This is a genomic window from Burkholderia sp. 8Y, from assembly GCF_902506145.1.
In the GTDB taxonomy this organism is placed as follows: domain Bacteria; phylum Pseudomonadota; class Gammaproteobacteria; order Burkholderiales; family Burkholderiaceae; genus Caballeronia.
This window is the reverse complement of sequence record NZ_LR733523.1, coordinates 42,952-49,567: the sequence shown is the minus strand read 5'-3', so window position 1 is coordinate 49,567 and position 6,616 is coordinate 42,952. Positions and strand designations below refer to the sequence as shown.

Genomic DNA, 6,616 nt, shown 5'->3' with positions numbered 1-6,616 from the left:
GAGACCGAAAAATGACCACACTGCCCCGCTATCCCGGCTATGACGTGATGAACAAGCGCGACACGCCCTCATGGGACGACGTGACGCGCAAGGTCATCGACGAACGGCTCGCCACGCAGCAAGGCCCAAAATTTCTCGATGCCGTGGAATGGCGCGCGCTCGGCGCATTGTGCGCGTGCATCGTGCCGCAGGACCGCGAGCGGCCCGCCGTGCCGGTGGCCGCGCTCGTCGATGCGCGCCTTGCCGAGAACACCGGCGACGGCTATCGCGACGCGCGTTTGCCGCCGATGCGCGATGCGTGGCGCATCGGCCTTCGCGCGCTCGATGCTGAAAGCCGCGCGCGTCATGAGTTGCCGTTCGCGAGCATCGACGATGAGGCGCGCCGCGCGCTCATCGACGACATGCAGCACGGCAGGCTCAGTGACGCGGCATGGCAGGGCATGCCGCCCGCGCTGTTCTTTGCGGAGCGCGTGCTGCATGACATCTGCGGCATGTATTACGCGCATCCGCACGCGTGGAGCGAGATCGGCTTCGGCGGTCCGGCCAATCCGCGCGGCTACGTGCGGATGGTCGCGAATCGGCGCGATCCGTGGGAAGCCGCCGAAGCGAAGCCGGGTCACGAAGACGATGCGGCCAAGGAGAATCGCCGTGTCCGCTGAAACGCCTAAGGACGCCGAGCGTTATCCGCGCGGCAAGAACGGGCGCGCGCCCGATGTGTTTCATCCCGGCGCCTGGATTCCGATGCGCGAATATCCGCAAGACGAAGCGGTCGATTTCGCGATCGTCGGCACGGGTGCGGGCGGTGGCACGCTCGCATGCCGTCTCGCGGAGAAGGGCTTCAAGGTCGTCGCATTCGATGCCGGCGCGTGGTGGCGTCCGCTCGAAGAGTTCGCATCCGACGAGACGCATCAGGGCAAGCTCTTCTGGACCGACGACCGCATCTGCGACGGCGAGAACCCGCTCAAGCTCGGCAACAACAACAGCGGCAAGGCGGTGGGCGGCAGCACCGTTCACTTCGCGATGGTCTCGCTGCGCTTTCGGCCCGAGTGGTTCAAATCGCGCTCGCTGCTCGGCTACGGCGCGGACTGGCCGCTCGACTGGCGCGAGATGTGGCGTTATTACGGCGAAGTCGAAGAGGCGCTGAAGATCGCGGGGCCGGTGAACTATCCGTGGGGACCGAAGCGGCCGCGCTATCCGTATCGGCCGCACGAACTGAACGCCGCCGCGCTCGTGCTTGCGCGCGGCTGCGAGGCGCTCGGCATCGACTGGTCGGCGACGCCGCTCGCAACAGTCTCGGCGCCGCGCGGCGAGGCGCATCCCTGCGTATATCGCGGATTTTGCGTGTCGGGATGCGCGACCAACGCGAAGCAAAGCGCGCTCGTCACATGGATACCGCGCGCCGTGCGCGCAGGCGCGGAGATTCGCGACCTCGCGATGGCCGGACGCATCGTCATGGGCGACGACGGCCGTGCCACTGGCGTCGAATATCTGCGCGAAGGGCAATGGCAGTTCCAGCGCGCACGCAATGTCGTGGTCGCGGGCTATGCGATTGAAACGCCTCGGCTTCTGCTGATGTCCGCGACGGACCGCTATCCGGATGGCCTCGCGAACAGCTCCGGCCTCGTCGGCAAGAACCTGATGGTCCAAAGCAATCAGGCCGTCTGGGGAACGATGGACGAAGAAGTGCGCTGGTACAAGGGGCCGCCATCGCTTGCGCTGACCGAGCACTGGAACTATGAGGACAAGGGCAAGGACTTCTTCGGCGGCTACAGCTACATGAGTCAGGGACCGCTGCCGGTGGCGTGGGCGTCGGTGCAAAACGGACGCGGCCTATGGGGTCAACCGTTGGTCGACGAGATGCAGAAGTACAACCACCAGGCTGGCTTGAAGATCGTCGGCGAGACCATGCCGCAGGAGCGCAACTGCGTCACGCTCGCCAATGAGAAAGATCAGTACGGGTTACCCATCGCGCGGGTGACGCATTCGTGGTGTGAAAATGATCGCCGACTGATAGACCATTCTCTACAGTTCATGAACCTCGCCCTTGAGGCGGCGGGCGCTCGAGACACTTGGGCGGAGAAGAACGACACTGCGCATCTAAACGGCACCGCGCGCATGGGCGACGATCCTGCGACAAGCGTCGTCAACGCGGATTGCCGCAGCTGGGACATCGATAATCTTTGGATTTGCGACGGATCCGTCTTTCCGACGGTCGGTGGCGTCAATCCGTCGTTGACAATACAGGCGATTGCACTACGCACCGCTGACAGGATAGAGGCGCTTGCGGCTCGTGGCGAACTACGAGAGTGAACCGGAGCACCTTACTATGGGGACGACTCGTCCACCTTAATGAAAATGAACTTGTTACAAGACGTTTTTGGGGCTCAAGGCCACGTCACGACCCTTCAGGAATGCGCCCGCGCGGCTATCGTGTTCTGCTGGGGCCTGTTTCTCGTGAGGGTCGCCGGGCGCAGAATCTTCGGGAGATGGGCGGCACTCGACATTGTGGTGGCGATCATCGTTGGCTCCAACCTTAGCCGGGCTATCACGGGGAGCGCGCCCCTTATGGGCACTCTGATCGCAACCGGTTTCATGATCGCGGCGCATTGGGTGCTTGCGCATCTCGCCTCGCGCTACCGCGTCTGGGCGTTCATTTCAGAAGGCAGTCCCATTACGTTGTTCTCAGAGGGCAAGCCATCCAAGAAGGCGCTCTTGCGCTACGGCGTGTCCGAGAATGACATCAACGAGGCGCTGAGTCAGAACGGCGTCGAGAATGTGAAAGACCTGCACAAGCTGACGCTTGAACCCAGCGGGAAAATAAGCGTCTCCAAACGCAACGGCTCTTGACCACGGAGGCGCCAGCGAGCTTGATAGACCGCACGCGCCATTGCTCCGCGCACACACCCCCGATGACGACAGACAGGTCTGTAACATGCGTCGGCTGCAATTTGTCCTTTTGTGGGACCCGTTCCATGTTTAATGCAATTACCGGAGTGCTTGTCCTGGCGGCCATTCTCGCCTACCTGAACACACGATTCATCCGACTCCCGATGACTATAGGGATTGCCGGACTGGCGCTCGGACTATCCTTGCTGATGGTCGCCGCGAGCCATCTCGGTGCGTCGGAACTACGCTCCGCGGCAGTCGCCTGGTCGAAGCACCTGGCGTTCAGCCAACTCGTGTTGCAAGGCATGCTCTCGCTGCTCCTGTTCGCTGGCGCATTAGACTTGAACGGCGCAGTACTGCGCCGTTACGCCTGGCAGGTCGCGTTCCTCTCGATCGTCTCGACCGTGGTATCGGCAGCGCTCGTCGGTGCAGGCGTGTACCTCGTCTTACAATGGTGCAGCGTTCCCCTGTCGATGGCGTACTGTATGGCATTTGGCGCGCTGATCGCACCGACGGACGCCGTGGCAGTTATCGGCGCGTTGCGGCGCTCGAGCGTCCCGCAATCCGTTGAGACGGCAGTTGCCGGGGAGGCACTGTTCAATGACGGCGTTGGCATCGTCCTTTTCAGTGTCTTCTCGACCATGGCCGCAAGCGGCCAGCAGTCGGAGATCGTGAGCGCGCTCACCCTATTCCTTCGTGAGGCCGGCGGCGGATTGCTGCTGGGAGCGATTTCCGGAGGGATCCTCTTCTTCATGCTCCGCAGCATCGACCGATACAAGGTCGAGGTGATGTTGACGATCGCAGCGGTCATGGGAGGCTACGCGCTGGCCGACGTACTGCACGTGTCGGGACCCATCACGACTGTCGTCGCGGGCATCATCGTCGGCAACCAGGGCCGGCAGCAGGCGATGTCGGAGCAAACGCGCGCAAGCGTCGATACGTTCTGGGAACTCGTCGACGCGATACTGAACGCCGTGCTGTTCGCCCTCATTGGCCTGGAAGGCGTCGCCATCACGGCTACCGTGCGTTCCTGGTTCCCGGCGGTCGCGGCCGTCGCGCTCACTTTGCTGGCGCGTGCGGCAACGGTTGGCGCGCCGGTTGCGCTTTGTCCGAAGCTACTTCGCTTGCCGCCTGCGTCTGCGGCGATCATGGTATGGGGCGGGCTCAGGGGAGCCATCTCCATCGCCCTAGCCCTTTCGCTGCCGTCAGGGACGCAACGCGACACCGTTGTCATGCTTACGTATGCAGTGGTCGTTTTCTCCGTATTTGCGCAAGGGCTGACCATCGAGCGCGTCGCTAGCCGCGTTTCGTCTGCAAAACCGGTGTAGCCCACTGTTAAAGGTGGGCTGCCGCAGCCGTCTTTCCCGCTATCAACCGGTCGATGGCTGCGCGGAACGACGCTTGCTTACGTCACAACGTGCCTTTTCGTGGGGAGCGCGCCAATGAGCAAAGAAACGAAGAACCCAACGTATCCTTACGCATCTGGCGGGTGGGGATCATTGAAAGCGGTCGCCACTATCCTCATGCAGGAAAAGGTGCCGCTAAAAGACAGCGCGATCCTGCTCAAGCAGAACAAGCCGGACGGCTTCATGTGCGTAAGCTGTTCGTGGGCCAAACCCGCCGATCCCCACACGTTCGAATTCTGCGAAAGCGGCGCGAAGGCGACAGCTTGGGATACGACCGCCAAGCGCATGACGCCCGAGTTCTTCGAGCTTCACACGGTTAAGCAGCTGCTCAACTGGCACGATCACGATCTCGAAGAAGCAGGACGCCTGACCGCGCCGATGCGCTACGACGCAGCCACGGACAAGTACGTCGAAGTCAGCTGGCAACAGGCGTTCGACGACATCGCCAAAGAGCTGAATGCGCTGGATCCGGAGACCGTCGTCTTCTACGCGTCAGGGCGCGCGTCGCTCGAAACGGCTTACATGTACCAGCTTTTCGCGCGCATGTACGGCTGCAATAACCTGCCCGACAGCTCGAACATGTGTCACGAGAGTTCGAGCGTCGGTCTGAAGGAAGCGATCGGTGTCGGCGTCGGCACCATCACGCTCGAGGACTTCGAGAAGACGGACCTCATGTTCTTCTTCGGGCAGAACGTCGGCACGAATAGTCCGCGCATGCTTCACCAGTTGCAGGACGCGCGCAAACGCGGCGTGCCCATCATCACGTTCAATCCGCTTCGCGAGCCGGGCCTCGTGTCGTTTGCGAACCCTCAGTCGCCCGTGGAGATGCTGACGCCCAAGGAAACGCAGATCAGCACGCAATATCATCAGGTGAAGACCGGCGGGGATACCGCCGCAATGCTCGGCATATGCAAGGCAGTGATCGAGGCCGATGACCGCGCACAGGCCGAAGGCACCGAGCGCATGATCGATGTGGCCTTTATCGCGGAGCACACGACCGGCTTCGAAGATTTCGCGGCCTGTGCACGCAAGACCGAATGGAGTGAGATCGAGCGTGTCAGCGGTCTGCCGCGTTCGGCGCTTCTCGAAGCAGCCGACGAATACATGAAGGCCAAGGCCGTGATGGCGCACTACGGCATGGGACTCACTCAACACCGGCTCGGAGTGCAGAATGTACGCATGCTGTGCAACCTGCTCTTTCTGCGCGGCAATGTGGGCAAGCCGGGCGCGGGGCCGTCGCCGATACGCGGTCACTCCAACGTACAAGGTCAGCGCACGGTCGGCATCACGGAGAAGCCGGAACTCGCGCCCCTCGATCAGCTCGCGAAGCAGTTTTCATTCGAGCCACCGCGAAAGAAAGGGATGAATACCGTCGAAGCGTTCGAGGCGATGGTCAAGGGCAAAGTGAAGGCGGTCTTCAACCTCGGCGGAAACCTCGTGCGTTCGGTGCCGGATCGGTCACAGACGGAGCCAGCGTGGGCCAGCCTGCGCCTGACCATCAACGTGGCGACGAAGCTTAATCGCAGCCACCTCGTGCATGGCGAAGTGTCGTACGTGTTGCCGTGCCTGAGCCGCATCGAGTTTCATCGCACGCCGCTGGGCGATCAGGCGGTCTCGATGGAAGACAGCACGGGGTGCATGCACGGCTCGAAGGGCGTCACCGAACCGGCAAGCGAGAAAGCGCGAGCGGAGCAGTTCATCGTCGCGGGCATCGCCAAGGCGACGCTGGGCTCGCGTTCCACGGTCGACTGGGACGCGTGGAGCAATGACTATTCGCTCGTCAGAAACGAGATCGCAACGACGTATCCCGAGACGTTCCATGACTTCAACGAACGCATGTGGCAGCCCGGCGGTTTTCATCGGCCTCTGCCCGCTTGCGAGCGCGTATGGAAAACAAAGTCCGGTAAAGCCGAATTCATGACGCCGAACTCGCTCGGCGAAGACCCGGACATGCCGGAGAAGACGCCGGACGCACTGCGCCTCATGACCTTGCGCAGCGACAGCCAGTTCAACACGACCATCTATAACCTCGATGACCGGTTCAGAGGCGTGAAGGGTTCTCGCATGGTCATTCTCATGAGCGAAGCGGACATCAAGAAGCATCAGCTCAAGGAAGGCCAGGAGATCACGTTGCAAACCGTTGCGGACGATGGCATCGACCGTCGTCTGTCAGGGCTGACCGTCAAGGCTTATGAGATCCCGGAGGGCTGCATCGGCGGCTATTACCCGGAGTGCAATGTGTTGCTGCCGCTATGGCATTACGCTAAAGAGAGCAAAGTGCCCGGTGCAAAGTCGATCCCGGTTCGTATCATATGAACGGAAAT

At 62.0% G+C, this 6,616-nt stretch carries 5 protein-coding genes; all 5 read left to right on the top strand.

Going from position 1 to position 6,616, the window contains the following annotated elements; genetic code table 11:
- Positions 1-11: 11 nt before the first annotated feature.
- Entirely contained in the window at positions 12-659 is a 648-nt protein-coding gene (locus GV035_RS25670) for a gluconate 2-dehydrogenase subunit 3 family protein (protein WP_159838346.1), read from the top strand.
- Positions 649-2,310, top strand: coding sequence for a GMC family oxidoreductase (locus GV035_RS25665; protein WP_236572812.1), 1,662 nt, complete (start codon positions 649-651; stop codon positions 2,308-2,310). Before GV035_RS25670 ends, GV035_RS25665 begins: the two co-directional genes overlap by 11 nt.
- A 39-nt stretch (positions 2,311-2,349) precedes the next feature.
- Complete coding sequence (locus GV035_RS25660; protein WP_201304062.1) at positions 2,350-2,847, top strand: DUF421 domain-containing protein; 498 nt, start codon at positions 2,350-2,352, stop codon at positions 2,845-2,847.
- Positions 2,848-2,972: 125 nt separating this feature from the next.
- Entirely contained in the window at positions 2,973-4,214 is a 1,242-nt protein-coding gene (locus GV035_RS25655; RefSeq protein WP_159838342.1) for a cation:proton antiporter, read from the top strand.
- 114 nt (positions 4,215-4,328) lie between these two features.
- Positions 4,329-6,608, top strand: a complete 2,280-nt coding sequence (locus tag GV035_RS25650; protein ID WP_159838340.1) for an FdhF/YdeP family oxidoreductase — start codon at positions 4,329-4,331, stop codon at positions 6,606-6,608.
- The last annotated feature ends 8 nt before the right edge of the window (positions 6,609-6,616 follow it).

Excerpts from the sequence above, each read along its gene's own strand:
- GV035_RS25670 (WP_159838346.1), top strand. The coding sequence starts at position 12 with ATGACCACACTGCCCCGCTATCCCGGCTATGACGTGATGAACAAGCGC.
- GV035_RS25660 (WP_201304062.1), top strand. The coding sequence starts at position 2,350 with ATGAAAATGAACTTGTTACAAGACGTTTTTGGGGCTCAAGGCCACGTC.
- GV035_RS25655 (WP_159838342.1), top strand. The coding sequence starts at position 2,973 with ATGTTTAATGCAATTACCGGAGTGCTTGTCCTGGCGGCCATTCTCGCC.
- GV035_RS25650 (WP_159838340.1), top strand. The coding sequence starts at position 4,329 with ATGAGCAAAGAAACGAAGAACCCAACGTATCCTTACGCATCTGGCGGG.